Origin of the sequence: Actinoallomurus sp. CA-150999, assembly GCF_050942425.1 — a bacterium.
In the GTDB taxonomy this organism is placed as follows: domain Bacteria; phylum Actinomycetota; class Actinomycetes; order Streptosporangiales; family Streptosporangiaceae; genus Actinoallomurus.
In genome coordinates this window covers 2,287,925-2,313,175 of sequence record NZ_CP192063.1, presented here as the reverse complement: position 1 = coordinate 2,313,175, position 25,251 = coordinate 2,287,925, and the positions used below count along the sequence as shown (strand labels likewise).

Genomic DNA, 25,251 nt, shown 5'->3' with positions numbered 1-25,251 from the left:
ATTCAACGACTGTAGAACGGGATGACGGCTCGGTCAACACTCGTACAATGAATCGCGTGAGTGATCCCTCGGCGCGGCCGTCCCGGGCCGAGCAGCGGCGCAACACCGAGGCCCGAATCCTGGGTCAGGCCCGTCGACTGTTCGCCGAATCCGGCTACGACCGGACCACCATCCGCGCGGTGGCGACGGCCGCCGAAGTGGACCCCGGCCTGGTCATGCACTACTTCCGCAGCAAGGAAGAGCTCTTCGCACGGGCGACCGAGGGCGGGCCCCCGCCCCTGCCCGGCGGCACGCCGGAACAGGTCGCCGAACAACTACTCGACGTGCTCCGAGGTTCGCTGGCCGACGAACCCGTCGAGTCGCTGGCCGTGCTCCGGTCGATGCTCACCCATCCCGAGGCGGCACACGAAGCTCGGGAGGCGTCCCGCATCCAACGGGATCAGATCAGCGAAGCCATCCCGGACGACCAGGCCGACCTGCGCGCGGGGCTGATCAGCGCCGTACTCATCGGCGTCGTTCTCGGCCGGCATCTGATCAAGCTCGACCCCCTCGCCGACGCCGACCCGGATCAGATCGTCGAGATCCTGCGCCCCTCGATCCGCTCACTCACCAAAGCCGACGACTGACCGACCTCGTCTGGCGCACCGCCGACGGAAAACTCGGCGACCTCTACGCATTCGGTGGTCCCGCCGCTGCCGGTGGTGTAGCTGCTCTTACGCCATTCCGTCATGGTCCTCAACCATCCTTACTAGGAGGTCGCGAGTCTGGTCCTCGTTCAAAGCGCGTGCGGCAATGCGGTCGAATCTTACTGAGACGGCAGCAGCCTCCGCTTGGTCATCGATCACGCGACCGACGTCCAAGACGGTCCCCGCAAACGCCGCGAGGCGGCGACCGGGCAGTTCGAAGAACCAGAATGAGCCGTCGACGCCGATATGCGGCGCAGCCGCGAACGGAATCACTCGCAGTGACACGTGCGGAAGTGCACTCACCTCGACCAGGTACTCGAGCTGAGCTTTCATGACGACTTGGCCGCCCATAGAGCGGAGTGCCGCGTTGTGGAAGATCTTGAGCTGGTCCGATTCCCGCTGATAGCAGCCGACACGGGCGGGCCAGTCGGGGTTGTGGCTGAGGCGGGCGAAGCGGCGGAGGCGTACGAAGAGGCCGCCGGTATCCCAGGCCTTGTCGAGGCGGTCGGCCTGGATGCGGGTGAGCTTGTTGCGGCCGGCTTCGGCGTTCGAAACCCCATGTTTGTTGACGCCTATGACGGCCCCTACCTCGGTTTGCGACATACCGCGCTTCTGGCGTTCGTAGCGCAGGTGAAAGGCGATGGCGTTCCAGAGGGACTCGTCGGGGTCGAGGTTCTCGGCGGCGGTCATCGCTGCCTCCGGGGGGGGTTCAGAAGTCTGCTTGAATCTTCCGCATTACTCAGAGTGAGATCATTGTTACAGAGCGACCACGCAATGCGCACGATCTCTGAGGAAGACGGGCGACGCCATGACCGATCGGGTATCCCCCGAAGAGGAACGGATCTTCGCTTTCCGGCAGTTTCCCGCGGGGCCGACCGCTGCGGGCGAGGCACGGGAATGGTCGGCGAAGGTGCTGGCCTGCTGGGACCTGGCCGCCCTCACCGACGATCTGCAGACGGCCGTCACGGAGCTGGTGACGAACTCGCTGCGTGCCGGGGCGGGCGCGATCCACGCCCTCATCGAGTGGCGGTGGAACGCGGAGGCTCTGGAGCTCCAGGTCTGGGACGACGCCCCCGGCCGGCCGCAACTTCGGCAACCCGACTTCGTCGCCGAGACCGGGCGCGGCCTGTTCATCGTCGCCGCACTGTCCACCGCCTGGGGACACCACCCCGCCGCCGACGGCGGCAAGGTCGTGTGGGCTCGCTTCGCGACGACTGCCGCCCGATGACGACGAGGCCGTCAGCGGGCCAGGAGGCCGTTGGCGACGATGTCGGTGGCGGTGTGCAGCAGCTCGCGTAGTTCGGGGTTGGTACGGCGCAGGCTGTCGGGCCGCCAGCCGAGGCTGATCACTCCGTTCCAGGCCGCCCACAACACGGTGGCCGCCTCCGCCGGATCGATGGCTCGTATCACGCCCGCGTCCATCCCACGGCGAAGGGCCTCGACCATCCGCCGGTTCTGTCCGTCGACCGAGCGGGCCAGGCGTTCGGCGACCTCACGCCCGGCCGCGTACTGCCCCGGCTCGCCGGGGAACGCCAGCATCCGGAAGTACTCCGGATGGGCCAGATAGAACTCCAGGTATTCGTCTGCGGCGGCGTACAACTGCTCGGCAGGCGTGCGCTCTCTCTTGTAGGCGCGGTCCATGTAGCCGCGATCGACATCGAGTGCCTGCTCGATGACCGCTGCGTGCAGACCCGACTTCGATCCGAAATGGTTGTAGATCGAGCCGACGGCCACCCCGGCCTTCTGGGCGATCTCCTCGACGGTCACCTCTTCCACGCCGCGCGTGCTGAAGATCTCCTCAGCGGCGCGCAGCAGGGCTTCGGCGGTCCGCTGTCTCCGCGGGTCCATACCACCCCTTCTTGCAATGATTGCAACTACCTGTTTCGGCTGTTACTGTATCGCCGGATCTCTTGCAACGATTGCAGGAAGTGCCGGGAGGCTGAGCTGTGGCACCAGTGGGGACACGCGAGTGGGCGATCGCCACCAGGGGTGCACTCGGGTTCCCCGACCGGCTCCGACTCGCTCGAGACGCCCTTCTCGGGCAGCTCGCCGAACTACTCGGCGGTCGGACGAAGGCCGCCACCGTCGTCGTGGAGCGTGAACCACCGGACAGCGCGCTCGCTCGCAGGGTCCTGGCGTTGGCGGAGGCCACGTACTCCGCACCTCTCCTCGGCCACTGTCTGCGCTGTTGGTTGTGGGCCGATCTACTGGCCGGGCTCGATGGTGTCGGCTACGACGAGGAGCTGCTCTACGTCTCCTGTCTGCTCCACGATCTGGCGCTCATGGACCCCTACCGGCCCGGTCAAGCCCAATGCTTCGCGGTACACGGCGGCGAGGTGGCACTGGCCACGCTGGTCTCCTTCGACGCGCCGGAGTCCTTCGCCGAAGCCGCGGCCGAGGCGATCACCTTGCACATGAACATCCGGATGCCTGCGGAGTCGGGCCCGGAAGCCCGGCTACTGCACGACGCCGCACACCTCGACGTCGGCGGCACCCGAGCGCGTCGGCTCTCACCCGATGCGATCCGGACGGTAATCGACCGGCACCCGCGCAACGGCTTTGCCTCAGACTTCGTGGAGTTGATGCGGCGTGAAGCCACCGAACGCCCTCGTTCACGCGCAGGAGTGCTCTGGCGTTCGGGCATGCGCCTGCCGGTATCGCTCAATCCACTGGACCGTATTCGTTGAGCGTGGAGCCGATACGGACTGCTCGATTTCCCTAGTGCTGCAGCCGTGGATCGTGATCTTGGCTGAGGCCCGACACGCCACTACTCCGGCAGCTCCGGAGCGTAGAACGATGGCAGCGGCTCAGGTCCGGTGTACTTCTGGCATTCGCAAGGCAGCAGCTCATTGCCCGTCCAGGCGCCGTTGTTCCACTTTGCGCGTTCGACGCCTGCCCGGCAGCGTCCCTCGGCTTCGTGGAACGACGCACCGTGCCCGCACTGGCACAACGGTCCACGCTCGACGGCCTTTTGCTCGGGCTTGCGCCGGGGCACCAGGCGACCGACCGCCAGCCCTGTCCCGAAGATCAGCGCTCCGACCAGCATCTCGATCACGATGGCCCCCTTGGGCGTGCGTGAAGTGGCGACCAGCCACGACCAAGCCCCTCAACCGCCGATGACAAGATCACGATCTACGACCGCCGTACCAGGAGGAGCTCATGACCGTCATCGATAACGACCTTTCGCAAATCGTCGACGACTACGGCCAGGCGTGGAATTCCCATACCTTGGACGAAATCATGGCGATGCATACTCAGGATACCGTGTTCCGCCTGCATCTACTCGGCTCATCCGAGGTCGCCGGGCACGCTGAAGTCCGTGAGGTCTTCGCGGGGCTGCTGGCATTCTGGCCGGACATTCATTTCGCCACGGACAGGCTCAGTGTCGGAGACGGCTTCTTCGTGCACCAGTGCTCGATCACCGCGACGCTGGCCGTACCGCTTCCGCTCGACGGGCTCGTCATCCAGCCGACCGGGAAACCGATCCGGTTCAGCGGAGTCGACGTGATCAGCATGGCCGGAAGGCTGGTACACCGCAAGGAGACCTACCTCGACATCGCCGCCGCGATGCAACAACTCGGGGCGCTGTGATGGCCGACTGGCACAGCGTTCACGAGAAGGTCGTCGCGGGTTTCGCCGCGAGCTGGGACAGGCCCGAGCCCGATTCCTGGGATGGCCTTCTCGCCGAGGACGTCGAGCTGAACCAGCCGCTACTGCCGCGCATGAAAGGACGACGTCAATGGCGGGAGGAGGCCGGACGGCTCCTCGCGCTCCTGCCCGATCTCCGCAGTGACGTGCTGAGCTGGACCGGCGACGCGGACATCCTGTTCATCGAGCACCGCCTGAGCGCCACCGTCGGACGTGTACCGGCACGGATCCCTGCCGTCGACAAGATATGGCTCACGGATTCCGGAAAGGTTCTCCGGCGCGACGCGTTCTTCGACCCGCTCTCATTCGCACAACTGGTAATGCGGCAGCCGTCCATGTGGCTGCCCTGGTGGCGATCCGGCCTTGAGCCGCTGGCCGGCCGCCGTAGATTTCATCGCAAATAATTCTCGTGCACACGAAGGTCATGAGGTCTTCGAACTGCTCAGCCGCGCCAGCACGGCCAGTGCCACGCTAACGATCACCAACGCGCCCACTATCGCCCGGCCGTCGTGGCTTCGCCGACGGTCTCCAGCAATCGTTCGACGAGAGGGCCGCCGTCGTCCGCACGCCAGGCGACGGCGACGCGCGTACGGGCCGTGGCCGGCTCGAGGCGGCGGTAGGCGACGCCGCCCAGGCGGATCCGGCGGATGCTCTCGGGAGCCAACGAGACGCCGAGGCCCGCGCCGGCCAGGGCGCAGACGGTCTGCCACTCCACCGCGCGCTGCACCACCCGGGGTGTGAAGCCCGCCGCCCGGCACAGGCCGATGATCTGGTCGTGCAACCCCGGGCCGGTCGCACGCGGCAGCAGCACGAAAGGTGATTCCGCCAGGTCGGAGAGGCGAACGGAACGCCCGGCGGTCAGAGGATGCGCGGCCGGCAGGACCGCCACGAACCGCTCGGTCAGGACGGTCCGGAAGCGCAGTGCCGGTTCGTCGTCCGGTGGCTCCCGCAGGAGGCCGACGTCGATCGTGCCCTCGCGCAGAGCGTCCATCTGCGGTGCGGTGGTCATCTCACGGATGTCCATCCGGACGCCGGGGAAGCGCTCCCGATGGGTGCGCAGCAGCTGCGGAAGGACGGTCAGCGCCAGCGAGGCCGCGAAGCCGAGCCGGATCCGCCCGACCTCGCCGCTGCCGGCGGCGCGGGCCGCCGCCAGGCCATCCGCCAGTTCCGCGATCGCCTGCCGGGCCGAGGGCAGCAGCGCCTGCCCCGCCGGAGTGAGCGTGACGCGGCCCGGCCCGCGATCGAACAGCGGATGGCCGATCTTGTCCTCCAGTCGGCGGATCTGCTGGCTGAGCGGGGGCTGCGCGATGCCCAGCCGCTCGGCCGCGTGCCCGAAATGGAGTTCTTCGGCGAGCACGGTGAACGCGTACAGCTGCTGGAGGGGAAGCTCGGGACGCTCCATACGTTAAGAAATATCACCTGATGAGATATTGCGTATTAGACATATCGCCGCTGCTCAGCCTACGGTTCGGCGCATGACAGAGCGACGCGCGATCCTGAGCGGTTCCACCTTCGAGGAGCGGATCGGGTACGCCCGAGCCGTGGTCGACGGCGACTGGCTTCACGTGTCCGGTACGACGGGGTTCGACTACGCGACCATGACGATCTCCGACGACGTCGTCGAGCAGGCCGAGCAGTGCCTGCGCAACATCGGGGCCGCGCTGGCCGAGGCGAAGTGCGACTTCGGCGACGTGGTCCGGGTGCGGTACCTGCTGCCGGACCGCGCGGACTTCGAGCCCTGCTGGCCCGTGCTGCGCCGCCACTTCGGCGAGGTCCGGCCGGCCGCCACGATGATGATGTGCGGCCTCGCCGACCCGCGCATGAAGATCGAAATCGAGGTCTACGCGCGGCGCCGCCGGTAGTAGCGCACGCGCGTGCCTCCCCCACCGGAGGGAGCCGGATCGCCTGCAGGAGGCACGTCCGGGTCAGGGTTCGGGATGCAGCATCAGGAGGAGGGCACGGTTGCGGGGGCCGTGCCCCTCATAGACGTGGGGCCTCGCCGCGTCGAAACGGATGGAGTCGCCCGCGGCGAGGTCCGTCGCGGCGTCCGCCGGTCCGGTGGTCACGCGTCCGTCCGTGACGACGAGGCACTCCTCGACGCCGGGCAGGTGGGCGTCCGAGTGCTGTGCCGTGGCCGCCACCTCGATGTCGTACACCTCGACGGTGCCGCGGATCCGGATGCGGTGGAGGAGGCGGGCGGCGACCGCGTCGCCTTCGACACGGGGCCGGTCGTCCGTCGACCGTACGACCTCCACGGCCGAGGCGGGCGCCTCCAACAGCTCGCCGAGCGGGACCTTCAGCGCCGTGGCGAGGGCCCACAGCGTGCTCAAGGTGGGGTTGGCCTGCCCCAGCTCGATGCCGTGAAGGGTGGTCTTGCTGATCCCGCCCGCCGCCGCGAGGTCGGCCAGCGAGACGCCGGCCGCGGTTCGCAGCCGCCGCAGGTTGCCGCCGACGACTTGCCCAACATCCATGCGTATCAGCATAGTGGTACATCCATACCGGCATAGCGAATCGAGGGCACCATGACCGTGACCCGCCTGCGCGACATTCCCGGGATCGGAGTGGACGTGGTCGGTGACGCCGCCGACGCCGTCGGCGACCCCGGCTTCCTGCGGCTGGAGAACCTCGACACCGACCTCCGGCCACCGGCCGTCGCGCTCGCCGCGACCCGCTCGGCCGTCGACGACGACGCGGCCAACAGCTACCTGCCGTTCCAGGGGCGCCGGTCGCTCCGGGAGGCGGCCGCGGCGCACGTCGGCCGGATCGCCGGGCGTTCGTACGACGCCGCCACCGAGTGCGTGAGCGTGGCCGGAGGTCTCAACGGCGTCCTCAACACGCTGCTCGCCACGGTGGAGCCGGGTCAGGAGGTCGTCCTGTGCGACCCGATCTACGCGGGACTGGTGAACCGGGTCCGGCTCGCGGGCGGGGTGCCGCGCTTCGTGCCGACGGAGGCGACGGCGGAGGGCTGGACCGTCGACCCCGAGCGGCTCGCCGCCGCCGTCGGCCCCCGTACGGCGGCGGTCATCATGATGAGCCCGGCCATGCCGACCGGCCTCGTGCTCGACGACCGGCACTGGGCGGCCCTCGCCGACGCGTGCGAGCGGCACGACGCATGGCTGATCTACGACGCGGCGATGGAGCGCATCCGGTTCGACGGCCGGCGTCCGAGCCATCCGGCGTCCCATGACGGGCTGTCCGATCGGACGATCACCGTGGGTTCGGCCTCGAAGGAGCTGCGGATGATCGGCTGGCGCGTCGGCTGGGTCGTCGGCCCGGCCGACATCCTCGCCGACGTCCGGCTGGTCGGCCTGACCAACGTGGTGTGCCAGGTCGGCCTCGCGCAGGACGCCGTGGCCGCCGCGCTGGACGCGCCCGACGCCGACGCCGACGCCGACGTCGCCACGGCCGAGTGGCGGCGGCGCTGCGACACGGTGCTGCGAGAACTCGCCGCGTACCCGGTCGTCCCGCCGCACGGCGGCTGGTCGCTGCTCATCGACACCGGCCCGCTCGGCCTGACCCCGGCGGAGCTGTCCAGGCGCCTGTTCGACCGCGCGAAGGTCGCGGCCACCCCGATGGACGGCTGGGGCCCGAGCGGAGGCCGCCACCTGCGCCTGGTGTTCGCCAACGAGCCGGTCGAGCGCCTCACCGGTCTCGGCGACCGGTTCCGCCGGGCGATCGGGTGACGGTTACGCCAGCCGACCCGGCTCAGGCGGTGGGCCGGGACTCGGGCTGCGGGGTCTGCCGGGCCAGGATGGCGGTCGCGCGGTCCAAGAGCTCACAGAAGGACGCGTGCTCGGTTGGGGTGAACGCGTCGGTGAGCGCACGCTCCAGCACGATCACCTCCTGGTAGGCCCGGTCCAGCAACCGCTGCCCTTGCTCGGTCGGTGCAGCGATCATGACCTTGGCGTGCACCGGGGACGGCTCACGGACGATGAGGCCCTTGTTCTGCAGACCGGTGAGCACGGTGGCCATGGTCTGCTGGGTGACGCCGCTGGCACGGGCCAGTTGGGCACCGGACATGCCGCCCTCACGCGAGAGCGTCAGCAGCACCGTGTACTGCGTCATGGTGAGCCCATAGCCACGCAGCACCGCCTCGTGGTGCCCCATCAGCGTCTGCTCGGCACGCCGGATCCGGGTGCACAGATACTCCTCGACCGGGACCTCGGTCATCACATCACCCAAACCTTCACAGCTGACTGAGTTGACTCAGCATGCTGATACTCACTACGTTCAGCGGCATCGGTATCAGCATACTGAGTCAACTCAGGAGGTTGTCATCATGAAGGGCGTCATTCTCGACACCGACGACCAGTTCCGCCTCACCGACCTCGAGGAGCCCGTCCCCGGCCCCGGGGAGGTCGCCATCGCGGTCGCCTACGCCGGAATCCAGTACGGCGACGTGCTGGTCCGAAGCGGCCACTTCCCCGTGCCACGCCCGTTCGTTCCCGGTTTCGAGGCCGCCGGGCGCATCATCGCGGTAGGCGACGGCGTCGACCCGGCCCGCGTCGGCCGGCAGGTCACCGCGCTGACCAGCGCCGGTGCCTACGCCGGCGTGGTCATCGCCTCCGCCGCCCTCACCTTGGACGCGACCGGTGTGGATCCGCGCGTCGCCGCGGGCTTCGGGTGGATCACCCCCACCGCGTACGACCTCATCAACACCGTCACCCGGGTACGGCCCGGCGAGAGCGTGCTGATCCACGCTGCCGCGGGCGGCGTGGGCACCCTGGCCGTGCAGTTCGCCAAGAACGCCGGAGCAGCCAAGATCACGGGTGTGGTCGGCAACGGTGACCAAGCCGACTACGCCGCCGGATTCGGCTACGACCAGGTACTAACGCGCGATCGGTTCCCCGACGCCCTGGGCGACGAGCGGTTCGACGTGATCCTCGACCCCATCGGCGGCGCTACCCGCCGGGCCAGCCTGGAACGGCTCACCCCCCACGGCCGGCTGGTCGCCTACGGGAACATCGCCACCTTCGAACCCGTCCAGGTCTCCGTCAACGACCTGCTCATGCAGGGCAAGTCCCTGCTGACCTACAACAGCAACCTGCTCAGCCAGACCCACCCCGAGCGCCTCGCCGACAGCGCCCGCCAGGCACTCCGGCTCGTCGCCGACGGCCAGGTCCACATCGACATCACCGCCGAATACGAGCCGGCCGACCTCGATACCGCCATCCAGCGGCTCGCCGACGGCGAGACCCGTGGGAAGAGCATCCTCCGCATCGCTTGAGCACGACCGGCCGCGGCGAACGGCCGGGGGCTTCTCACGTGCGGTCGTGCCGCGCGTGGCCGCTCGAGGCCGTTCGTCCGTCGGCGTCGGCGACTCCGGGCCGGGTGAGGTTCTCGGGGACGACGACGCGTTCGTACAGCTCGCGGCTGACCCCGGACCTCAGCGCGGCGTCCCTGAGGCTCAGATCCTCGTCGAGGGCGCGGTGGGCGATCCGGGCGGCCTTGTCGTAGCCGATGACCGGGCTGAGAGCGGTGACCATCATGATCGAGCGTTCGAGGTTGTCGCTGAGCCTGCCGGTGTTGAGCTCGGCGCCTTCGACGAGGTAGAGGCGGAAGTGCTCGATCATGTCCGCCAGGATCCGCGTCGAGTGCAGGATGTTGTTGATGATCACGGGGCGGAAGGCGTTGAGCTCGAAGTTGCCCTCGCCGCCGGCGATGGCGACGGCGGTGTCGTTGCCGATCACCTGGATGGAGACCATCAGCATCGCCTCGGCCTGGGTCGGGTTGACCTTGCCGGGCATGATCGACGAGCCCGGCTCGTTCGAGGGAAGGGTGAGCTCTCCGAGGCCGGTTCGCGGCCCTGACGCCAGCCAGCGCAGGTCGTTGGCGAACTTGAACAGCGGCGCGACGAGGGCACGGATCGCCGCGGACACGCGTACGAGCGCGTCGCAGGACGCCTGGGCGGCGAACTTGTTGGGCGCGCCGGTGAAGGGCCGGCCGGTCAGGTCCGCGATCTTCGCGGCGACCTCGTCGCCGAAGCCGGGCGGGGCGTTGAGCCCGGTGCCGACCGCGGTCCCGCCGATCGCCAGCCGGTACAGCCCGCGGGTGACATCGCGCAGGTGGTCGGTGGCGTCGGTGAGCTGGGCGGCGTAGCCGGACCACTCCTGGCCGACCGTGAGCGGGGTGGCGTCCTCCAGATGGGTACGGCCGATCTTCACGACGTGTTCCCACTCGCGGCTCTTGGCCTCCGCCGCGTGCCGCAGCCGGTCCAGGGCGGGCAGCAGTCTGGTCTCGATCATCTGGACGGCGGCGATGTGCATCGCGGTGACGAAGGTGTCGTTGGAGGACTGGCCCATGTTCACGTGGTCGTTCGGGTGCACCGGGTCCTTGCCGCCGAGCCGCCGGTCCAGCAGCTGGATCGCCCGGTTGGAGATGACCTCGTTGACGTTCATGTTGGACTGGGTGCCCGAGCCGGTCTGCCAGACGTACAGCGGGAACTCCGCGTCGAGTTCACCGTTGATCACCTCGTCGGCGACACGGGCGATCAGGTCGGCCTTCCACCGAGGGAGCCGGCCGGCCGCGGCGTTGACGATCGCCGCGGCCTTCTTGATGTGGCCGTAGGCGTGGTAGATCTCCTTGGGCATGCGGTCGTCGCCGATGTCGAAGTGGATCAGCGAACGCTGCGTCTGCGCGCCCCAGTAATGGTCCGCGGGCACCTCGATCTCGCCGATCGAGTCGGTCTCGGTGCGGGTACCGGTCTCGGCGAGGCCGATGGGCAGGTCCTTGACCTGCGGTGCGGCGCCGGCGTCCGGATCGCCGGTGGTCATGACCGCCGCCTCCTGACCGGCTTGTACTCCGGTTGCCACATCGCGTCCTGCACGGCCTGGACCGGCTCCTTGAGGTCGGCGCGGGCCAGGTTCTCGCGCGCCGCCTGTTCGGCGACGGCGACCGCGACGGTCGCCGAGACCACGCGCAGGTTCTCGACCTGGGGAAGAAGTGAAGCGCCGGGGCCGGCCGCGTCGACCATGCCGGCGACGGCCTCGGCGGCGGCCTGCAGCATGCCGTCGCTGATCCGCCGCGCGCGGGCGACGATCGCGCCCAGCCCCAGGCCCGGGTAGAGCAGGGCGTTGTTGGCCTGGGCGATGGAGTAGGTGACGCGGCCGTACGTGATCGGGTTGACCGGGATGCCGGTGGCGATCAGCGCCCGGCCGTCGGTCCAGTGGAGCAGGTCGCCGGGCATCGCCTCGATCCGCTCGGTCGGGTTGGAGATCGGGAAGATGACGGGCCGGTCGACGCCTTCGGCCATCGCGCGTACGACCTGCTCGGTGAAGGCGCCGTGCACGGTCGAGGTGCCGAGCAGCATGGTCGGCTTCACCCGCTGGACGACCCCGAGCAGGTCCTTCTTCCAGTCGGCGACCTCGGAGGCCGGACGCGCGTACGGGGCCTGGAAGTCCCGCAGGTCGGACATGTCGTCGACCAGCAGGCCCTGCCTGTCGATCGGCCAGATCCGGCGGGTGGCCGTGTCGTGGTCGAGTCCGTCCCGGACCATCGCGGCGCGCAGCTGGTCGGCGATCCCGATGCCCGCGGTGCCGGCGCCGAACACGACGATCCGCTGGTCCCGCATCGGCGTACCGGACACCCGTACGGCGCCGAGCATCGCGGCCAGCACGATCGCGCCGGTGCCCTGCATGTCGTCGTTGAAGGTGGGGATCCGGTCGGTGTACTTCTCCAGGATCCGCCGGCCGTTGGACGGCCCGAAGTCCTCCCAGTGCAGCATCGCGTTCGGGAACGTCCGGGTGGCCGTGGTCACGTACGCGTCGATGAAGTCGTCGTAGCGCCGCCCGCGTACCCGAGCGTGCCGGTTGCCGACGTACCCCGGGTCGTTCAACAGCGCCTCGTTGCCGGTCCCGACGTCCAGCGCCACCGGAATGACACGCGCGGGGTCGATCCCGGCCGCGGCCGTGTAGACCGCGAGCTTGCCGGCCGCGATCCCGGCGGCCCCGCCCACCCCCCAGTCGCCGATGCCCAGGATCTCCTCGGCGTCGGACGCCACCACCAGATCCACCTCATCGGAGTCGAGGCCGAGGTTCGCGAAGGCCCGCTCGATGCCGTCCACGTCGTCGACGGACAGGTACACACCGCGCGGCCGACGGTACTCATGGCTGTACGTCTCGATGGCCTGCGCGACCGTGGGGTCGTAGACGATCGGCAGCATCTCCCGCAGGTGATCGGACAGCAGGCGGTAGTAGAGGACCTCGTCGCGGTCGCGCAGGGCCTCCAAATAGACGTTCTTCAGCAGATCGGTCGCCTGCGCCTGATACTGCGCGTACGCCCGGCGCGCCTGCTCATCGATCGTCTCGACCGCCGGCGGAAGCAGGCCGTGCAATCCGAGTTCGTCGCGTTCCGCAGGGGTGAACGCCGTCCCCTTGTTCAGCAGCGGCTCGCGCAGGACCTCCAGCCCGCGCGCGGAGGTGACGTAGCCGCCGTCCGCCTCCTCGAAGATCTGGGGGGTTTCCGCCGGTCGCCCGCTGCGTCGCATTGCCGCCTCCAACGTCTCCGGGATGGCCCAAAAAGGAGCGCACACGCTCGTACGCAGCCCTGCCCACCGGAACCGCCGGACGCACCAAACGCAGCCCAAGCCTTCCCCATGCCTTACCTGGCGATCACGGCCGGATTCTTGCGCATGATGTCCTCCCGACTACTCGTGTCCGCCGACCACGAGATCGCAGGCTTGCCGTCATGACATTGAACATCGAGGGGTTCGTGGCACCCGGCTTCGAGCGGGTGGCCGAGGAGTTCGAGCGCAACTTCGCCGACCGCGGCGAGGTCGGCGCGGCCTTCGCCGCCGTCCGTGACGGGCGGCCGGTCGTCGACCTGTGGGGCGGGCTCGCCGACCGCGCCGCCGCGCGGCCCTGGCGGCAGGACACGCTGCAGCTGATCTTCTCCGGGACCAAGGGCCTGGTCGCCGTCTGCCTGCTGATGCTCATCGACCGGGGCCTGCTCGGACTCGACGACCTGGTCGCCGATCACTGGCCGGAGTTCGCCGCCGAGGGTAAGGGCCACCTACGCGTCCGCGACGTCGTCTCGCACCAGGCTCGGATGCCCGGGATCCGGTCGCCGCTGGCCGAAGCCGACCTGACCGACCCCCGGAGACTCGCCGGCCTGCTCGCCGCCCAGGCACCCGACCCCGACCCTCGAGCCGGTCTCGTCTACCACGCGCTGACCCACGGCTGGCTCGCCGGCGAGCTGATCCGCCGGGTCGACGGCCGGACGGTGGGACGTTTCTTCGCCGAGGAGGTCGCCGCGCCGCTCGGGCTGGACGTCTGGATCGGCCTGCCCGCCGCGTACGAACACCGCGTCAGCACCCTCGAGTACGCCCCCGACTGGGGAACCGGCCCGGCCGCCGATCCGCGTCAGCTGGCCGATGACGCGCTGTTCGGCCGGATCTGGCGCAATCCGCCGGTCTTCCCCGCGGACCGCATTCCCTGGAACTCGCGGGCCTTCCACGAGGCCGAGATCCCGGGCGCGGGCGCCATCGGCACCGCCCGTTCCATGGCGCGGCTGTACGGCTGCCTGGCGGGCGGGGGCGTGCTCGACGGAGGCACCCTCCTCGGCCCCGCTGCTTTGGAACAGGGACGGTCGCCGCTCGCCGAAGGCACCGATCCGTTCAGCGGGGACCCGATGGCCTACGGGGTCGGCTTCCAGCTCCAGACCCCGTTGCGGGCCCTCGGCCCGGCACCCGACGCCTTCGGCCACGATGGCGCCGGCGGGTCCGTGCACGCCGCCTGGCCGCAGAAGCGCGTCGGCTTCTCGTACTGCATGAACCGGCTCCGGGACGCCGAACCCGTCGACTCGCGCCGCCGGGCACTGCTCACCGCCCTGTGGAGGTCGGCCGAAGACCGCTGAGCCCGGCTAGTCGGCGATGAGGTCGGCCATCGTGTCGAGGCGGCGCAGGGTCTCGTCGGCGGGCTTGGTCGGCAGGAACAGCAGGATCTCGTCCACTCCCGCGGCGATCACCTTGTCGACGACCTCGCGCTTGGCGGGAGTGGCGTAGACGGTGACCGGGACGTGGCGGCCGGCGCGCTCGCGCAGTTCCTTGACGCCCTTGGCGAGCCGGTCGACCTCCCCGGCGATCGGCAGCCAGCCGTCGCCGTACTCCAGGACGCGGTCGAACGTCTTCGGCCCCCAGCCGCCGACCATGATCGGCGGGGTCCGTACCGGCTTCGGCCAGGAGAACATCGGGTCGAAGTCGACGTGCTCGCCGTGGAACTCCGCCTCGTCCTTCGTCCAGATCTCCCTCATGGCGAGGACGCGCTCGCGCATGAGGTCCATCCGGGTCTTCGGGTCAGTGCCGTGGTCGCGCATCTCCTCGCGGTTCCAGCCGCCGCCGATGCCGACCGCCGCCCGCCCGCCGGAGACCAGGTCGAGCGAGGCGATCTCCTTGGCGAAGACGATGGGGTCGCGCTGCGGGATGAGCGCGATTCCGGTGCCCAGGGTGAGCCGCTCGGTGACGACGGCCGCCGCCGTGAGCACGACGATCGGGTCGAGGGTCCGGTAGTAGACGCGCGGCAGGTCACCGCCGCCCGGGTACGGCGTCTCGCGGCTCACCGGGATGTGCGTGTGCTCCGCGATGTACAGCGCCGCGAATCCGCGTTCTTCCAGCGCCCGGCCGAGTTCGGCCGGTCCGATGCCCTCATCGGTCACGAAGGTCGATACACCGAATCTCATTCTCCCGACCTTACGCGGGCGGTCGGCCCGCCGGCTCGCCCGGCATCCCTACTTTCCCCTAAGGAAAGTAGGTGGTACTTTCCTTAGGGGAAAGCACTAGCGGAGAGAGGTGCCCATTGACTCCAGAAGAAGCGCTGCGCGAGATCCGGAAGCGCGACGAACAGACCGTCGACGCCGCCATCGGCAGACTCCCCCGCTGGTACGCCGCCACCGCACCCATCGTGCTCTTCGGCATGTGCTCGGTCGCGGACTACACCGGTGACCCGGCCCCGTACATCGGAATGGGCGGCTGCCTGCTCGCCGTGATGAGCAGTATCTCGATCAAGCGTCGCAACGCCCGGCTCCAGCGCTCCCGGTACACCGGCCGCGCCGCCGTCTTGATGCCACTGGCCGCCGTGATCATGCTGGGGATCTACGTCGGCCTGCGCAGCCTGGCCGGCGCCCTCGACCTGCCGCTGCCGTACACGATCGGAGCCGCCGGGATGACGGTGACCTTCCTGCTGGTCAACCCGTGGTTGTACCGTCGGCTACGGTCGGCGATGCGACGGGAGGGGTGATGGATCCACGGTTCGACGAGTTCATCCACGTCCCGGCCCGGCTGTCGATCGTGGCGCTCCTCGCGCCCGCCGACTGGGTGGAGTTCCGCTTCATCCGCGACACGATCGGGACCAGCGACTCCGCCCTGTCCAAGCATGTCGCCGCGCTGGAGGCGGCCGGATACGTCACCGTCCGCAAGGAGCGGTCCGGCAAGGGACGCCGCACCCTCGTCCGCCTCACCGACCAGGGGCGGACCGCGTTCGAAGGCCACGCGGCGGCGCTGGAACAGATCGTGGCGTCGGCACGGCACCAGCAGAAGGCGTGACCCGCGCGGAGTCAGGCACGCGTTCCGCCCTGCAGGGCGGGGCGCGCGGACGTCGCGGCGATGGTCGCCGAGCCGAGCACGCGGTCGCCGTCGTACAGCACCGCCGCCTGGCCCTTGGCCACGCCGCGCGCGGGCGCGCGCAGCGAGATCCGCAGCACGTCGCCGTCCACGACCGCCGTGCAGTCGTACACCTCGCCGTGCGCCCGCAACTGCACCCGGCAGTCGTACGGCGCGGTCGGCGGCTCGCCCAGCCAGACCGGGCGCTCGCCGTGGATCTCGTGGACGTCCAGGGCCTCACGGGGCCCAACCGTCACCGTGTTGTCCACCGGCGAGATGTCGAGGACATAGCGCGGCCGGCCGTCGGGTGCCGGGCGGCCGAGCCGCAGGCCCTTGCGCTGGCCGATCGTGTACGCGAAGGCGCCGTCGTGCTCGCCGAGGACCTCGCCCGACGTGTCGACGATCCGGCCCTTCTCCGCGCCGAGCCGATCGGCCAGGAAGCGCTGCGTGTCGCCGTCGGCGATGAAGCAGATGTCGTGGCTGTCCGGCTTGTCGGCCACCGCCAGCCCACGGCGCTCGGCCTCCCGGCGCACCTCCGCCTTGGTGATGTCACCGAGCGGGAACATCGCGTGCGCCAGCTGCTCGCGCGTGCACACCGCCAGGACGTACGACTGGTCCTTGCCGAGGTCGACGCTCCGGCGCAGCACCCCGTCGGCCAGCCGCGCGTGGTGGCCGGTGCACACCGCGTCGAAGCCCAGGGCGAGCGCCTTGTCCAGCAGCGCCTGGAACTTGATCTTCTCGTTGCAGCGCAGGCACGGATTGGGCGTACGGCCCGCGGCGTACTCGGCGACGAAGTCCTGGACGACATCCCGGTCGAACCGCTCGGCCATGTCCCACACGTAGAACGGAATGCCGATCACGTCGGCGGCCCGCCGCGCGTCGCGGGCGTCCTCGAGCGTGCAGCACCCCCGCGCGCCGGTGCGGTACGACTGCGGGTTGGACGAGAGCGCCAGGTGCACGCCGGTCACGTCGTGCCCCGCCTCGGCGGCACGGGCGGCGGCCACGGCGGAGTCGACACCGCCCGACATGGCGGCGAGTACGCGAAGAGTCATGACCTCAACGAGGGTACGCGCTCCCACCCCCTCCCCGCCCAACCGTCCCGACCGACATACCCGGACGAAGAGGGAATCATGGCTGCGATCTGTAGCGATCCACACACGTAGCGTGTTCGGATCGTCTACGGTGCGCCGCGTGGGATCCTTTGCATACCTGGACGAGGCCGACGCCGAGCCGACGCTCGCGCGAACGGGCATCTACCTCATAGCCGCAGCGATAGCGGAAAGCGCTCACGTTGCGCAGTGCGAGGCGCTGCTAAGCGGGCTCCTGCGAGATGAGGACACCGACCCGAAAGGCCATCGCCGCCTTCACCTTTCACGGATCAAGGATCGTCATCGCAAGAACGAACTCGCGGCGATCCTGGGATCCGTACAGGGAACGCGGTTCGTCGTCGCATGGCTCTCCGGCCCTGAAACGCGCGAGACCGGGCTCCCGGCTGTGCGGGGGGTCCCGGCCTCACTTCCAACCCCTACGAGGTTGGCTCGTGTCCATAGGTTGCCGCGCGAAAGGGACGCGTGTCAAGCCACTCCGCACAGAAGTGGTCACTCTCAGCGACGAGTGTCGAGCTCATCCCTTAAGCTCTCGGTGGGGAAACGGGCGTGCGTAGTCTGGAACGGTGACCGTCGGCCGTACGATTGGCCGCACCATGGGAATCTTCCGACGCTCTCCAGGTAATCCGTCGCCCAACGCCGCCATCGCCCGGTTCTGGGAGTGGTGGCCGGAGGCTCGGGAACGGCTGGACGGTGGCGTGCCCGAGGACGTTGCCGAGCAGATCAGCGAGCATGTCGAGGCGATGCACCCCGACCTCGAGTGGGAGATCGGTCCGGGGCCGAGCCTGACGGTGAGCGGCGGCGGGGTGGGTGAGCTGCGCGGTATCGCCGAGCGCTGGTATCGGGCCGCGCCCGACGACGGCTGGGAGTACCGCCCGGCGCGGGGCGCCGATCCGGACATGCTGGACGGCAAGCTTCAGCTCGAAGACCACGAGTTCGACCTCACCTACGTGAAGACGGGGCTGCGGGCGGACGCGCGCCGGGCGCGCGTCGACGTCACGGCGTACCACCCGGACTTCCTGTTCGTGCCCGAGGAGACGCAGCTCGCTCTCACGTACCGCGTGCTGGACTGGGCGCTGGGCGAGGACGACGTGGCGCGGTGGGTCGGCAACGTCACCGTCGTCACCGGGGAGCCGATGGACGCGCTGCCGCCGTCGATGCTGTCCGCGGTCGTCCAGCAGGTCGCGGCGCCGTTCTCCGAGCCGGCGTGGCTGACCGGCGAGGGCCGTACGCCGCTGGGTCACGCCGCCCGGGTGGCCGTGCGCTTCCCGCTGCACCGGCAGGACCATCCGCTGTGCGACCTGTACGTCGCGGTGGCGCTGCCGTACGCGCACGCCAACCCCGATCGGCTTCCGGTCGAGCCGTCGTCGTCGGCGCTGCGGGAGTTCGAGAAGTCGATCGAGGCGATGGGCGAGCGGGCCGTCCTGGCCGCGCACGAGAGCGGCGACGGGCGGCGGGTGTTCCACCTGTACGTCGATCCGGACTCCGGCGTGGTCGCGGAGCTGGACCAGCTCGCGGCGGCCTGGGCTGAGGGCCGGGCGAAGGTCTCTTCGCAGCCGGATCCGGCGTGGGAGGTCCTGGAGCCGTACCAGCCCTGAGCCGAACGGCTCAGGCGGTGCCGGCGCGGTCAGGGCGGTGCTGAGCCACCGACGCGGACCCTGGCCACGTCACGGCGGCGGCCGCCAGGCCCAGGTGCGCGGCGGTGCCGTCCGGTGGTCAGGCGGTGCCGGCGCGGCGGGCGCGTTCGACGACGGGGCCGATGGCCTCGGCGACGGCGTCGATGTCGGCCTGGGTGGTCGTGTGGCCGAGGGAGAACCGCAGGGAGCCGCGGGCCCGCGCGAGGTCGGCGCCCATGGCGAGGAGGACGTGGCTGGGTTCGGCGACTCCGGCGGAGCACGCCGAGCCGGTCGAGCACTCGACGCCCCGGGCGTCGAGCAGCATCAGCAGCGCGTCGCCTTCGCAGCCGGGGAAGGACAGGTGCGCGTTGCCGGGGAGCCGGTCCTTCGGGTCGCCGTTGAGCACGACGTCGGGCACGGCCGTACGGACGCGGTCGATGAGGTCGTCGCGGAGCCGCGCGAGGCGCTCGGCCTCGGCGGTGCGGCGGGCCACGGCGACGCGCATCGCGGCGGCGAAGCCGACGATCGCGGCGGTGTCGAGGGTGCCGGATCGTACGTCGCGCTCCTGGCCGCCGCCGTGCAGGACGGGGACGGGGTCGAGGCCCTTGGCGAGCAGCAGGGCGCCGGCGCCGACCGGTCCGCCGATCTTGTGCCCGGTGATGGTCATGGCGTCCGCGGCGAAGGTGACCGGGAGCTGCGCGACCGCCTGGACGGCGTCGGTGTGGAACGGGATGCCGTGCTCGCGGGCGATCGCGGCGAGCTCGGCGACCGGCTGGATGGTGCCGATCTCGTTGTTGGCCCACATGACGCTGATGACCGCGACCGTGCCGGGGTCGCGGTCGATGGCGGCCCGGAGGGTGTCGGGCTGGACGCGGCCGTCCGGATCGACGGGCAGGTGCTCGACGGTCGCGCCCTCGTGGTCGACGAGCCACTGGGCGGAATCGAGCACCGCGTGGTGCTCGATGGCGCTGACGAGGACGCGGGTCCGGGCCGGGTCGGCGCTCCGGCGGGTCCAGAAGACGCCCTTGAGGGCGAGGTTGTCGGCCTCGGTGCCGCCGCTGGTGAAGATCACCTCGCTGGGCCGGGTCCCCATCGCCTCGGCGATGATCTCCCGCGACTCCTCGACGACGCGGCGGGCGGCGCGGCCGGAGGCGTGCAGCGACGACGGGTTGCCGATGCGCGAGAGCTCCGCGGTCATCGCCTCGATCGCCTCGGGCAGCATGGGCGTGGTCGCCGCGTGATCCAGGTACACCATGGCGAGATCAGCCTATCCGTGCCGCCGCCGGTGGGCCACGGCGGCGGCACGGACCGGCCACGGCGGCTCAGAGGGTGAGGCCGCCCTCGCACTTGAGCACGGTGCCGGTGACGAAGCCGGCGCCCATGAGGTAGCGGACCGCGTCGGCGATGTCGCCGGGGCGGCCGACCCGGCCGACGGGGGTCTGCTCGGCGAAGCCGGCGAACTGCTCGCGCCGCTGCTCCTCCGGGAGGAACGACCACCACGGCGTGTCGATCACGCCCGGGGAGACCGCGTTGACCCGGATCGGCGCCAGTTCGGCGGCCAGGGGCGGCACGGCGCACTCCAGCGCGCCGTTGACGGCCGCCAGGCCAGCCGTGCCGGGCATCGAGCCCTGGGCGCTGGCGGCGGTGATGAAGGTGATCGACCCGTTCTCGGCGATCGTGTCGAGGGCCGCCTGCGCGGCCAGCAGGTGGGGGTAGAACTTGCCGTCGAAGCCGGCGCGCAGGTCGTCCATTTTGAGGTCGCGCAGCGTGCCGCCGCCGCTCGCGCTGCTCAGCGTGAGGACCAGGTGGTCGAACCGGCCGTGCCGGGCGAAGAACGCGCGCACGTCCTCCTCGGACCGGCCGTCCACGGACTCGGCCACGGCGACCTTGGCGGCGACCGCCTCCAGCTTCTTCGGGTCGCGTCCGGTCACGAGCACCTCGTCACCGTTCGCGGCACAGCTCTCGGCGATCGCCAGCCCGATGCCCGACGTACCACCCATCACGACAACGCGCATGATGTCTCCAAATATCTAGACGCTTCGTCTCGTAATATATTCGAGACGCCGAGTCTTGTAAAGTGAGGCCATGAGCGACGGCACCCGACGCCCCGGACGTCCCCGTAGCGAGACGGCCAGGCTGGCGATCCTCAAGGCGACGCACGACGAGCTCGTCGATCGCGGCTACGGCGAGCTGACGATGGCGGGAATCGCGGCGCGGGCCGGCGTCGGCAAGCAGACGATCTACCGGTGGTGGCGCTCCAAGGCGGAGGTGGCGCTCGACGCCCTGCTGAACATGGCGTCGGAGGGCATCCCGATCCCCGACGAGGGCGGCCTCGAAGCCGACTTGGGCGTCTTCCTCCGCCGTACGTTCGGGATGCAGGAGCCGTCGCGGCCGATCCTGATGGGCCTGCTGGCCGAGTCGCTGCTCGACCCGGTGTTCGCCGAGGCGTTCCGCGACCGCTTCCTCGCCGGCCGGCGCGCGGCGCTGCGCACGATACTGGAGCGCGCCGTGGCCCGCGGCGAGATCTCCGCCGACGAGGATCTCGGACTGCTGCTGGACGTGGTGTACGGCGTGCTCTGGTACCGCATGTTGTTTCAGCACGCCCCACTGAACGACGCCACCGCCGAGGACATCGCGGCACTTATCGCACGGTCTGTCCGTATCGGGGAATAACTGTACCGTCCGGACGGTATAGTAGAGATGTCATGAAACGAGATGCTCTCCTTGATGCCGCCGAGGCTCTGCTCTGTGAGCAGGGCACCCAGGCGCTCACGCTGTCCGCGGTCGCCGAGCGCGCCCAGGTCAGCAAGGGCGGGCTGCTCTACCACTTCCCCAACAAAGAGGCCCTGATCAGGGGCCTGGTGGAGCGGCTGATCGAGGAGTTCGACGCGCTGATCGCCGCGTACGAGACGAGCGGCCCCGGGTCGTACACCCGTGCCTTCGTCGAGGCGAACCTCGCCGTCGTCATGGACCGCGACCACTCGCGGCTGCTGCGACGATGGGCGACGGTCAGCGCGGCGGCCGCCGATCCGACGCTGCTCACGCAGCTCCGCGAGGCGATGCACCGCTGGCACGACCGCGACCCCGCCGACGACCCGGATCCGGTCGCCGCCCAGGTCGCGCGGCTGGCGGCCGAGGGGCTCTGGGAGGTCGTGATGCACGACCCCGACCTTTATGACGAGGCGCAGCTGGAGACGCTGCGCCAACGGCTGCTCGCCCTGCTGTAGCGGCCACCACCACCAACGACCGAGCCGGCGCCCGATCGGGTGCCGGTCCTTCCGTGCGCAACACGGCACACAGAATGAGGTGAAATCATGACGTCTCGCGTCCTCGTCCGGGCCCGCCTGGGCACCGTGCTGACGTTCGCCCTGGCCGGCATGCTCTGCGGAGTCTGGGTGTCACGGACGCCGGCCCTCGCGGACAAGTTCGGGATGAGGGAGGGCGATGTCGGCGTGGCCATCCTGGTCTGGGGGATCGGCGCCATCATCGCGATGCAGGGGCTGCGAGGCGTCATGGCGCGAGTGGGCGGCAGCGCGGTCCTGAAGGTCGCCGCGCCGCTGACGGCGGTCAGCCTGGCCCTGGTCGGGCTGGCGCCCACCCGGGCGCTGCTGTTCGTCGCGGTCGCGCTGTTCGGGATGGCCTTCGGGCTCACCGACATCGGCATGAACGCCCAGGCCAGCGCCGTGGAACGGTCCTATGAACGGCCCATCATGAACGGCATGCACGCCGGGTGGTGCGCGGGCGGCATCGCCGGCGGGCTGATCGGCTCCCTGAGCGCCACGGCCGGGCTGTCGTTCGGCGACACGCTCGTCGGCGGCGCGATCCTCGCCCTCCCCCTGACGATCGTCCTCGGCCGCACCTACATCCCCGATCCCACGTCCGCCTCCGCCGGCAAGGGCCGTACGCGGCTGCCGCTCGTGGTGTACCTCATCGGCGTGCTGGCCTTCGTCGCCTTCATGATGGAGGGCACGATCGCGGACTGGAGCGGGCTGTACCTCAACCGCGAACTCGGCGCGACGCAGTCGGTCGCCGCCCTCGCCTACCCGCTGTTCGAGGCCGCCATGCTCGCCGGCCGGCTCGTCGGCGACCGGGTCCGCGCCCGGCTGGGCACCCGGCGGATGCTGACGTACGCGGGTCTGGGCACGGCGGCCGCCATCACGGTCGTGGTCCTGGCCCCGGCGACGCCGGTCGCGCTCGTCGGCTTCGGGCTGGTCGGGCTCGCGGTCTGCACCGTGATCCCGACGATGATCTCGGTGGCCGGCTCGGTGGTACCCGGCCGGTCCGCCGCGGCGGTCGGACAGGTCGGCGCCATGGGCTACGGCGGGCTGGTGCTCGGCCCGGTGGTGATCGGATTCCTCGCCGACGCGGCGTCGCTGCGGGTCGGGCTGAGCCTGGCGATCGTCCTCGCCCTGCTCATCGCGGCCAGCGCCCGCTTCGTGCCGACCCGCCGTCTCTTCGCGGTGGCGGCCGAGCGGAACGTGGAGCCCGAGCCCGTACGGCTCGCGGCCTGATCCACTGAAGCGGGTCGGGGTGGCCACCCCGACCCGCTTCCGCGCTACCGGCCCGTGCCGGCCGGCATGAATCGGTCGACCGGCAGGGCCCGGTCGACGACGCGCACGTCGCCGACCCAGCCGTGCAGGATCTGGTCGATCTTGCCTCCGTACTCGTAACCGCCCAGCAGCCACTGCAGGCCGACCGTCGCGATGCCGGTCGCCTTCGTCGACGGATTGCGGACGACCGGACAGCCGTCGACGTACATCGTCGTGTGGCTTCCGTCGTTCACGACGGCGACGTGCCACCACGTCCCCAGCGGTAGCTCATGGCCCCAGTTGGTCACGGAGCCGTTCAGGTTCTGCGGGTAAATGCACCACTGCAGCTCCCGGTCGCCGGACAGGCTGAGCGTCGCGACCGGCTCCTCCGGGTCGCCGCCGGTCTTCTTGGCCTCACCGCTCATGCCCCACCGGCTCAGCAGGGCCGCCCAGCCGTTGCGGTCCCCGTTCCAGTCCGCGGGCAGCTTGAAGAACGCCTCGACCGTGTACCCGGACGCGAACGTGGCGGAGTTCAGCGGCGCGGACGCGGCCGTCTGGAGGTAGGAGCCCTTCAGGGGAGCCTTGTCACCGCCGAAGTAGAGACTGCCGTGCCCCGGCTGGTCGGGGTGGTACTCGGCGGACCAGGTCAGCGCGCTCGCGGGGGTGCCGGACACGGTGACCTTCGTCAGGTCGTTCCCGTGGCCGGAGAGGTCGGCGACCCGGTCGGAGTCGGCGAACGGGGCGCCGTCCTTGTGCGCACCGTCGAACCGCCAGTAGGCCACGGTGCCCGGGACGAGCATCGCGGACGCCGGGCGCGCCGGCCGGGCCGGCACCGGGGCGAACCCGGAGAACCGCTCCTCGAAGTCGATCGGCACGGAGAAGTAGTCGTCCGCGCCGGTCAGCTCGATCTCCTGGCGCTCCAGCTCGTTCAGGTCCGTGGCCGCCTGGCCGAGGATCCACGGGGAGAGCGTCTCGACGTCGATGGTGTTCCGGGCGAGGTCGAACCGGTAGAGCCGGATCATCGCGGCGCCGCCGTAGTATCGGTTCTGGTAGTTGGTGATGTGCAGGTGGACGTCGTTCCCGGCCTTGTTCTTCTGCGTGGTGCGGGCCGCGGGCCAGTAGTGCCCGTTCAGGGTCAGGAAGATCTGGTCGTTGCCGGCGATCAGGTCGTCCCACAGCCGCCGGCCGTAGTCGGAGAACCGCGCCTCCTCGCCGGGATTGTCGGCGTAGACGATCTCGTGGGTGGTCAGGATCACCGGCGTCCGCGGATGCCGCTTCATGACCTGGCGCGCCCATTCGATGCCACCGTCCGACGTCCGCCAGTCCAGCGCGAGGACCAGCCACTCCCGTCCGGCGGCGCGGAACACGTGGTACGTGTTGTAGCCGTCGGCGGTGGCCCCGCCGAAGGTCGGCGACTTCCGGAAGCGCTGCGGGCCGAACGTCTCCAGGTAGGGAGTGCTCCCCCGCTGGTCGTCGGTCGAGGACTTCACGTCGTGGTTGCCGGCGAGGACGCTGTAGGCGACGGACCTGCCGTCCAGGGTCTGGAACGCCTTGCCGATCTGCTCGAACTCGTTCTTCAGGCCGTTCTGGGTGAGGTCCCCGAGATGGGACATGAACACGATGTTCTCGTCCCGGCCGTTGTCCAGGATGTACCTGAAGGAGGCCTCGATCGGTTCGGGGTGAATGCTCTGGTCGTCGAACAGGTACTGCGTGTCGGGCATCACGACGAACGTGAACCGCGGGTTGTCCGTATCGGGACGCAAGGGACGCCCCGCGTCGGCGCCCTGGGTCGCGGCGGCGGCGGGCGGTGCACCGGCGATTCCGATCGCGGTACCGACTCCGGCGAGTCCGGCGTAGTTGAGAAAGGAGCGGCGGCTACTCCCGAGCTGTGACGCTTCGGGCTGGCGGTGGGTCTTGCACAAGGTGGTCTCCGTGGGGTCGGGCCAGTCGACCGGCACGCTATGGTCGGCCCGCACAAAGGCACAGCTCGATCACCCGTAACGACCGCCGAACATCCGCTGAACAGGCGATTCGCCCTCTTATGGGCCTCGCGGCCCGACCCGCCACGGCGAC

29 protein-coding genes are annotated in these 25,251 nt (G+C 70.1%); 15 read left to right on the top strand and 14 right to left on the bottom strand.

Translation table 11 applies throughout. From position 1 onward, the window contains the following. Positions 1 to 56: 56 nt before the first annotated feature. Positions 57 to 626, top strand: coding sequence for a TetR/AcrR family transcriptional regulator (locus tag ACQP2O_RS11010; protein WP_433182403.1), 570 nt, complete (start codon positions 57 to 59; stop codon positions 624 to 626). On the opposite strand, the gene ACQP2O_RS11005 is transcribed toward ACQP2O_RS11010, so the two are convergent. Next, entirely contained in the window at positions 569 to 730 is a 162-nt protein-coding gene (locus ACQP2O_RS11005) for a DUF397 domain-containing protein (protein ID WP_433182400.1), read from the bottom strand. The genes ACQP2O_RS11010 and ACQP2O_RS11005 overlap by 58 nt on opposite strands. After that, entirely contained in the window at positions 714 to 1,376 is a 663-nt protein-coding gene (locus ACQP2O_RS11000) for a Scr1 family TA system antitoxin-like transcriptional regulator (RefSeq protein ID WP_433182397.1), read from the bottom strand. The genes ACQP2O_RS11005 and ACQP2O_RS11000 overlap by 17 nt, the downstream gene beginning before the upstream one ends. A 118-nt stretch (positions 1,377 to 1,494) precedes the next feature. Here ACQP2O_RS11000 and ACQP2O_RS10995 point away from each other — a divergent pair, with 118 nt between their 5' ends. Further along, positions 1,495 to 1,914: an ATP-binding protein gene (locus tag ACQP2O_RS10995; RefSeq protein WP_433182394.1), complete on the top strand. Its 420-nt coding sequence runs from the start codon at positions 1,495 to 1,497 to the stop codon at positions 1,912 to 1,914. An 11-nt stretch (positions 1,915 to 1,925) separates the two neighbouring features. On the opposite strand, the gene ACQP2O_RS10990 is transcribed toward ACQP2O_RS10995, so the two are convergent. Continuing rightward, positions 1,926 to 2,534: a TetR/AcrR family transcriptional regulator gene (locus ACQP2O_RS10990; protein WP_433182392.1), complete on the bottom strand. Its 609-nt coding sequence runs from the start codon at positions 2,532 to 2,534 to the stop codon at positions 1,926 to 1,928. Between the two features lie 290 nt (positions 2,535 to 2,824). On the opposite strand from ACQP2O_RS10990, the gene ACQP2O_RS10985 reads away from it, so the two are divergent. Then, positions 2,825 to 3,373: an HD domain-containing protein gene (locus ACQP2O_RS10985; protein ID WP_433182389.1), complete on the top strand. Its 549-nt coding sequence runs from the start codon at positions 2,825 to 2,827 to the stop codon at positions 3,371 to 3,373. Between the two features lie 80 nt (positions 3,374 to 3,453). On the opposite strand, the gene ACQP2O_RS10980 is transcribed toward ACQP2O_RS10985, so the two are convergent. Then, positions 3,454 to 3,741: a hypothetical protein gene (locus tag ACQP2O_RS10980; RefSeq protein WP_433182386.1), complete on the bottom strand. Its 288-nt coding sequence runs from the start codon at positions 3,739 to 3,741 to the stop codon at positions 3,454 to 3,456. Between the two features lie 104 nt (positions 3,742 to 3,845). Between ACQP2O_RS10980 and ACQP2O_RS10975 the strand changes: the two genes are divergently transcribed. After that, positions 3,846 to 4,277 (top strand): nuclear transport factor 2 family protein, encoded by a 432-nt coding sequence (locus tag ACQP2O_RS10975; RefSeq protein ID WP_433182383.1) that lies wholly within the window; start codon positions 3,846 to 3,848, stop codon positions 4,275 to 4,277. Beyond that, on the top strand, positions 4,277 to 4,738 hold the full coding sequence (locus tag ACQP2O_RS10970; protein WP_433182380.1) for a nuclear transport factor 2 family protein: 462 nt from the start codon (positions 4,277 to 4,279) through the stop codon (positions 4,736 to 4,738). Before ACQP2O_RS10975 ends, ACQP2O_RS10970 begins: the two co-directional genes overlap by 1 nt. Positions 4,739 to 4,827: 89 nt before the next feature. Here the strand turns inward: ACQP2O_RS10970 and ACQP2O_RS10965 are convergent, their stop codons facing one another. Further along, the gene (locus tag ACQP2O_RS10965) at positions 4,828 to 5,736 is read right to left on the bottom strand and encodes a LysR family transcriptional regulator (RefSeq protein WP_433182377.1); all 909 of its coding nucleotides are present in this window, start codon (positions 5,734 to 5,736) and stop codon (positions 4,828 to 4,830) included. Positions 5,737 to 5,809: 73 nt separating this feature from the next. Between ACQP2O_RS10965 and ACQP2O_RS10960 the strand changes: the two genes are divergently transcribed. Continuing rightward, the gene (locus ACQP2O_RS10960) at positions 5,810 to 6,196 is read left to right on the top strand and encodes a RidA family protein (RefSeq protein WP_433182374.1); all 387 of its coding nucleotides are present in this window, start codon (positions 5,810 to 5,812) and stop codon (positions 6,194 to 6,196) included. Between the two features lie 63 nt (positions 6,197 to 6,259). Here ACQP2O_RS10960 and ACQP2O_RS10955 read toward each other — a convergent pair whose 3' ends face one another. Further along, positions 6,260 to 6,805 carry a helix-turn-helix domain-containing protein gene (locus tag ACQP2O_RS10955; protein WP_433182371.1) on the bottom strand — a complete coding sequence of 182 codons (546 nt, stop codon included), beginning with the start codon at positions 6,803 to 6,805 and terminating at the stop codon, positions 6,260 to 6,262. A 51-nt stretch (positions 6,806 to 6,856) separates the two neighbouring features. Between ACQP2O_RS10955 and ACQP2O_RS10950 the strand changes: the two genes are divergently transcribed. Then, complete coding sequence (locus tag ACQP2O_RS10950; RefSeq protein ID WP_433182369.1) at positions 6,857 to 8,017, top strand: pyridoxal phosphate-dependent aminotransferase; 1,161 nt, start codon at positions 6,857 to 6,859, stop codon at positions 8,015 to 8,017. A 22-nt stretch (positions 8,018 to 8,039) separates the two neighbouring features. Here ACQP2O_RS10950 and ACQP2O_RS10945 read toward each other — a convergent pair whose 3' ends face one another. Continuing rightward, positions 8,040 to 8,504, bottom strand: a complete 465-nt coding sequence (locus ACQP2O_RS10945) for a MarR family winged helix-turn-helix transcriptional regulator (RefSeq protein WP_433182366.1) — start codon at positions 8,502 to 8,504, stop codon at positions 8,040 to 8,042. Between the two features lie 109 nt (positions 8,505 to 8,613). Between ACQP2O_RS10945 and ACQP2O_RS10940 the strand changes: the two genes are divergently transcribed. Then, positions 8,614 to 9,561 (top strand): quinone oxidoreductase family protein, encoded by a 948-nt coding sequence (locus ACQP2O_RS10940; RefSeq protein ID WP_433182363.1) that lies wholly within the window; start codon positions 8,614 to 8,616, stop codon positions 9,559 to 9,561. 34 nt (positions 9,562 to 9,595) lie between these two features. Here ACQP2O_RS10940 and ACQP2O_RS10935 read toward each other — a convergent pair whose 3' ends face one another. Together ACQP2O_RS10935 and ACQP2O_RS10930 are read right to left on the bottom strand one after the other, a co-directional pair. Continuing rightward, positions 9,596 to 11,107 (bottom strand): class II fumarate hydratase, encoded by a 1,512-nt coding sequence (locus ACQP2O_RS10935; protein ID WP_433182360.1) that lies wholly within the window; start codon positions 11,105 to 11,107, stop codon positions 9,596 to 9,598. Next, positions 11,104 to 12,819, bottom strand: a complete 1,716-nt coding sequence (locus ACQP2O_RS10930; protein ID WP_433182357.1) for an NAD-dependent malic enzyme — start codon at positions 12,817 to 12,819, stop codon at positions 11,104 to 11,106. Before ACQP2O_RS10930 ends, ACQP2O_RS10935 begins: the two co-directional genes overlap by 4 nt. A 200-nt stretch (positions 12,820 to 13,019) precedes the next feature. On the opposite strand from ACQP2O_RS10930, the gene ACQP2O_RS10925 reads away from it, so the two are divergent. Beyond that, positions 13,020 to 14,186 (top strand): serine hydrolase domain-containing protein, encoded by a 1,167-nt coding sequence (locus tag ACQP2O_RS10925; protein WP_433182354.1) that lies wholly within the window; start codon positions 13,020 to 13,022, stop codon positions 14,184 to 14,186. A gap of 6 nt (positions 14,187 to 14,192) precedes the next feature. On the opposite strand, the gene ACQP2O_RS10920 is transcribed toward ACQP2O_RS10925, so the two are convergent. Then, entirely contained in the window at positions 14,193 to 15,008 is an 816-nt protein-coding gene (locus ACQP2O_RS10920; protein ID WP_433182351.1) for an LLM class F420-dependent oxidoreductase, read from the bottom strand. A 116-nt stretch (positions 15,009 to 15,124) separates the two neighbouring features. Between ACQP2O_RS10920 and ACQP2O_RS10915 the strand changes: the two genes are divergently transcribed. Beyond that, entirely contained in the window at positions 15,125 to 15,565 is a 441-nt protein-coding gene (locus ACQP2O_RS10915) for a hypothetical protein (protein WP_433182348.1), read from the top strand. After that, positions 15,565 to 15,870 (top strand): winged helix-turn-helix domain-containing protein, encoded by a 306-nt coding sequence (locus ACQP2O_RS10910; protein WP_433182346.1) that lies wholly within the window; start codon positions 15,565 to 15,567, stop codon positions 15,868 to 15,870. Before ACQP2O_RS10915 ends, ACQP2O_RS10910 begins: the two co-directional genes overlap by 1 nt. Before the next feature lie 11 nt (positions 15,871 to 15,881). Here the strand turns inward: ACQP2O_RS10910 and mnmA are convergent, their stop codons facing one another. After that, on the bottom strand, positions 15,882 to 16,979 hold the full coding sequence (gene mnmA / locus ACQP2O_RS10905) for a tRNA 2-thiouridine(34) synthase MnmA (protein WP_433182344.1): 1,098 nt from the start codon (positions 16,977 to 16,979) through the stop codon (positions 15,882 to 15,884). Positions 16,980 to 17,629: 650 nt separating this feature from the next. Between mnmA and ACQP2O_RS10900 the strand changes: the two genes are divergently transcribed. Then, positions 17,630 to 18,631 carry a DUF695 domain-containing protein gene (locus ACQP2O_RS10900; protein ID WP_433182342.1) on the top strand — a complete coding sequence of 334 codons (1,002 nt, stop codon included), beginning with the start codon at positions 17,630 to 17,632 and terminating at the stop codon, positions 18,629 to 18,631. Positions 18,632 to 18,749: 118 nt separating this feature from the next. Here ACQP2O_RS10900 and ACQP2O_RS10895 read toward each other — a convergent pair whose 3' ends face one another. Next, the gene (locus ACQP2O_RS10895; RefSeq protein ID WP_433182340.1) at positions 18,750 to 19,904 is read right to left on the bottom strand and encodes a cysteine desulfurase family protein; all 1,155 of its coding nucleotides are present in this window, start codon (positions 19,902 to 19,904) and stop codon (positions 18,750 to 18,752) included. Between the two features lie 67 nt (positions 19,905 to 19,971). Then, a complete protein-coding gene (locus tag ACQP2O_RS10890; protein ID WP_433182338.1) occupies positions 19,972 to 20,664 on the bottom strand; it encodes an SDR family oxidoreductase in 693 nt (230 codons plus the stop codon). A 70-nt stretch (positions 20,665 to 20,734) separates the two neighbouring features. On the opposite strand from ACQP2O_RS10890, the gene ACQP2O_RS10885 reads away from it, so the two are divergent. The 3 genes from ACQP2O_RS10885 to ACQP2O_RS10875 all read left to right on the top strand — a co-directional run bounded on the left by ACQP2O_RS10885 (position 20,735) and on the right by ACQP2O_RS10875 (position 23,160). After that, entirely contained in the window at positions 20,735 to 21,322 is a 588-nt protein-coding gene (locus tag ACQP2O_RS10885; RefSeq protein WP_433182336.1) for a TetR/AcrR family transcriptional regulator, read from the top strand. Between the two features lie 32 nt (positions 21,323 to 21,354). Beyond that, on the top strand, positions 21,355 to 21,876 hold the full coding sequence (locus ACQP2O_RS10880) for a TetR/AcrR family transcriptional regulator (protein ID WP_433182334.1): 522 nt from the start codon (positions 21,355 to 21,357) through the stop codon (positions 21,874 to 21,876). A gap of 87 nt (positions 21,877 to 21,963) precedes the next feature. Next, on the top strand, positions 21,964 to 23,160 hold the full coding sequence (locus ACQP2O_RS10875) for an MFS transporter (RefSeq protein WP_433182332.1): 1,197 nt from the start codon (positions 21,964 to 21,966) through the stop codon (positions 23,158 to 23,160). Positions 23,161 to 23,204: 44 nt separating this feature from the next. Here the strand turns inward: ACQP2O_RS10875 and ACQP2O_RS10870 are convergent, their stop codons facing one another. Beyond that, on the bottom strand, positions 23,205 to 25,100 hold the full coding sequence (locus ACQP2O_RS10870) for a LamG-like jellyroll fold domain-containing protein (RefSeq protein WP_433182330.1): 1,896 nt from the start codon (positions 25,098 to 25,100) through the stop codon (positions 23,205 to 23,207). Positions 25,101 to 25,251 lie beyond the last annotated feature (151 nt).